This window comes from uncultured Maricaulis sp., from assembly GCF_963976135.1.
Taxonomy (GTDB): domain Bacteria; phylum Pseudomonadota; class Alphaproteobacteria; order Caulobacterales; family Maricaulaceae; genus Maricaulis.
The window spans coordinates 1-3,792 of record NZ_CAXBKN010000156.1; the positions used below are offsets into that span (position 1 = coordinate 1).

At 64.5% G+C, this 3,792-nt stretch carries 2 protein-coding genes; one reads left to right on the forward strand and one right to left on the reverse strand.

Annotation, left to right across the window (positions count from 1 at the left end; translation table 11 throughout):
* Nucleotides 1-89: 89 nt before the first annotated feature.
* The gene (locus AAC023_RS13945; RefSeq protein ID WP_339741810.1) at nt 90-1,967 is read right to left on the reverse strand and encodes an acetyl-CoA hydrolase/transferase C-terminal domain-containing protein; all 1,878 of its coding nucleotides are present in this window, start codon (nt 1,965-1,967) and stop codon (nt 90-92) included.
* Between the two features lie 143 nt (nt 1,968-2,110).
* Here AAC023_RS13945 and AAC023_RS13950 point away from each other — a divergent pair, with 143 nt between their 5' ends.
* Complete coding sequence (locus AAC023_RS13950) at nt 2,111-3,283, forward strand: kelch repeat-containing protein (RefSeq protein WP_339741812.1); 1,173 nt, start codon at nt 2,111-2,113, stop codon at nt 3,281-3,283.
* The last annotated feature ends 509 nt before the right edge of the window (nt 3,284-3,792 follow it).

Here is a 3,792-nt window from a genome sequence, read left to right on the forward strand (position 1 = left end):
CCCTGCGTAGCGAGACACTCGAAGCGGCCGCGATTGGCGAACTGGCCGGCGCCATCCTCGCGGCAAAGGTGAAGCCCTGATCCAGCCGGTCAGTCCTGGGCAGCCTCGTGCAGCGCCGCCGCCAGCATCCAGCGATAGAGCCGGTTCTGAAGGGATGAGGGCCGCGCCAGCCCCATCCGCTCCAGCGCCGCCTGATCGACTGTGCCCTGCGCCGCCAGCCAGGCACCGGTCCAAGCGAGAGACAGGACAGAACCCAGCGAGGCCGATGCATTCTTCAGCCGCTCCAGCGCTGGCAGGAGACGCTGTTCGACTGCCGTGAAATCCGTGCCGAAGGGAAAATCGGGCAGATGCCCGGCCGCACGCGCCGGGGCAAGCGTGGCGCGGATCCGTTCCGGCGTATTGTTGCGATAGCCGGCGGGGATTTCATAATCATCGGCGATCTTGCCCGCCTGTTTCGCGGCCGCCAGCAATTCACCCTGAAACCGGCTATCGGCGATATTGATCAGCTCGGCGACGACATCGGCATCGGATTTCCCGCGCAGATCGGCAATCCCGTATTCGGTGATGACGATATCGCGGCGATGGCGCGGGATTGTGTTGTGCGGATAGGACCAGACGATATTCGACACCGTCTTGCCGCGCGAGGTCCGCACCGCATTGATGGTGATGATGAAACGCGCGCCGTCCAGGGCAAAGGCCTGTTCGGCAAAGTCGAACTGACCGCCAACGCCGCTCACCACCTGGCCGTCACCGGTCGCATCGGAGACGACGGCGCCAAGCAGTGTGACCATCATGGCGCTATTGATGAAACGCGCATCAATGCGCGCCCGCCGCCGCTCATCGACACCGCCATAGAGCGTATTGGTGAAGCTGACCGGCCGCATCTCGAAGCGTTTTCGCCGGTCTTCCGGCATGGTGCGCAACGCAGTGTAGAAATCGCGGCATTCCAGGAAGAAGGCGGCGTGCAGCACGGCGCCATCGACCTCGCGCTTCAACACATCCGCCTTTTCCAGCTGCAGGAAACCATCGGTCAGCATTTCGCTGGCACCATAGAGACCGGACTCGAAGGGTTTGTCCTCGCAGGCCAGGGATTCGCAATCGCCGGCATGCAGGGCCGCAGAGAGCGGCGCGAAAACGTCATTCTGCTTCTGGCGCAGGATCAGCCCCTGGGCGACGGCATCGCCGACCGCACCGATGCCGATCTGCAGCGTGCCGCCATCGGGCACCAGCCGTGCCGCCTGCAGGCCGATCGCCTGGTCGGCCAGGCTGACCGGGCGTTTCGGGGCCGAGAACAGCTCGAAATCCGTCGCTTCGCTATCGAGCATATGCGCGAATTCATGCGCGCCCACCAACGCGGATTGGCCGCCCATGAAGGGCATTTGCGAATTCACCTGGCCGACCAGCATGAAGTCGGCCCGGCCCTCGGCCCGCGCCTGGAGCAAATCGGGCGTGATGTCGGGATTGCTGCCCAGGCTGTAGAGCGCCCCGGCATCGCCTGCCTGTTTTGCCACCAGCTGGCCAACGACATTGACGCCGCGATCGAGAATATAGCGCTGGGCATCGGTATAATTGGCGCAAATATAATTTTGCTGCGCCCGCCCGACGCCGCGCCAGCGCCCGGCAAGGAAGAAGAATTCATCGACCCGGATATTGTCCGGCAGCGAACCCTCGCGCAGCGCCGCCGCATAGGTCAAAGGCGGATAGGCACCAAACAGCCGCTCCATCGCCGGTTCGAGAAAGCGCCGCTCCAGCCCGCTGCCGAGCGCCGGCCTTTCCAGGGTGAGCGCCGTGAAAATCGTCAGATTCAGGGCGGGATCGGCCATTGCCCGCGCCACCAGGGCATTGACGATATGATTGGGTTTGCCCAGCCCGAGCGGCAGGGCCAGCACGATCCGTCGTCCGACCGCATCAATGATCGCATCGGCAACCGAATCCGCACCGTCATGATGCTGTGGTGTGGCTGGCATGGCATGTCCTCAAACAAAACCGCGTGACGCGGCGAGTCTAGCCCAGCGGGCCGGGGCAGGCCATGCGGCCAATGCTGCGCGTGATGGTCAGGCTCGCCGATTTTCGCTGGCCGGTCTGCGCAACTGGAAGTAGCCTTGCCGGCATGACACGCTCTGCCATCCGATTGATCCCGCTCCTCGGCGCCGCCCTGATCAGCGCCTGTGACCTGGCCGAAAACCGCGCACCGGAGGCCTGGGCCCACCTGCCCGAGCCGGTAACCAATAACGCCGTCGCGGGTCTGGAACTGGATGGCCGCCTGATAGCCTATTCCTTCGCCGGCCTGCATGAAGGCAAGACCTGGCGCGACGTCACGGCGGATGCCTATGCCTGCGATCTCGACGCCCGGGAATGCCGTGAAATCGACGGCCTGCCCGACGGCATTGGCCGCCTCGCCTCGGTCGCCGTCACGCTGGGCGGCCAGATCTACATCTTCGGCGGCTATACCGTCGCCGAGGACGGCAGTGAGGCCTCAACGCCGGAAGTCTGGCGCTTCGATCCGGCCAGTGAGACCTATACCCACATCACCGACATGCCCGTCCCGGTCGACGACAGCATCGCGCTGCCATTTCAGGATCGTTACATCTATCTGGTCAGCGGCTGGCACGACACGGACAATACCGATCTCGTCCAAGTCTATGATGTGGAGGCGGATAGCTGGTTCGAGGCAACGCCCTTTCCCGGCGCGCCGGTGTTCGGGCATGCCGGGGCGATGGACGAGAATGGCCGCTTGATGTTGTGCGGCGGCACGGCGGTGATCCCGCCGGCGCGGGAGAGCGGACGGCGCAGCTTCGAGGCCCAGGGGCAGTGTTGGGTCGGACAGGTGATGGCCAGCCCGGCGGAGATCGCATGGCAAGCTATGGGCGATTTCCCCTCGGGGCCATTCTATCGCGGCGTCGCGATCGCCCACCCGGCGCCGCTCAGCGGCTACAGTTTCTTCGGTGGTTCCGGGAACGCCTATAATTACAACGGGATTGGCTATGATGGCGATGCCGTCGAGCCCAGGGGAGACTATGTCCTGTCGGTCTTCATTCCGCGTAGCCGCGGCCGTGATTGGTGCACGGTTCCCCATGGTATCGAGAACACCAATTTCCTGTCGATCCGTGACCCGTGGCCAGAAGGCGTATTCATGGATGTCCGCGGCGCCGTGCTGGAAGGCGAGAACATCGCCTACACGCTCGGCGGCATGGGCCCCGGCCAGACCGTGAGCGATCATGTGCGGCGCTGGGCGCTACCGGTGGAGGCTGTCGATCTGCCGGTATGTGGCGGTGGCGAGTAGGGGGCGGATCGGCACCCGTTTCGGGACACACACTCACTTCCCCCGGAGGAGCGCAGCAAATTCCGGGGCCTACCGCCGGCTGGAAGCCTGGCAGGATTCCCCTCCGGCAGGCCCCGGCACAAGGCCGGGGGAATATGGGATTGTAGGTTGGGAGTAATTGGCTCTGCCGGGCCACAACCCGCCCTGAAAACCATGCCTGCATCAGGCCAGAGAGGAGTTGAGCGGTCAAGGGGGAACCCGCGAAGCGGCGCGACGCGCCCTTGACCGCTCAACTCCTCTCTGGCGCCCTGCTTGGCAAGGGTTTCAGGGATCGCTTTGCCCGGGGCGGGCACTCCCTCACACACAACCAAACCAGCTCGTGTCATCCCGGACGGATACCCGGACGCGAAGCGATCCGGGTGGAGATCCGGGACCCAGACGTCCAGGCTTCTGGGTCCCGGATCTGCGCCCCGCCTGCGCGGGGCATCCGTCCGGGATGACAGCAATTAATGGGATGAATTTGAATGATT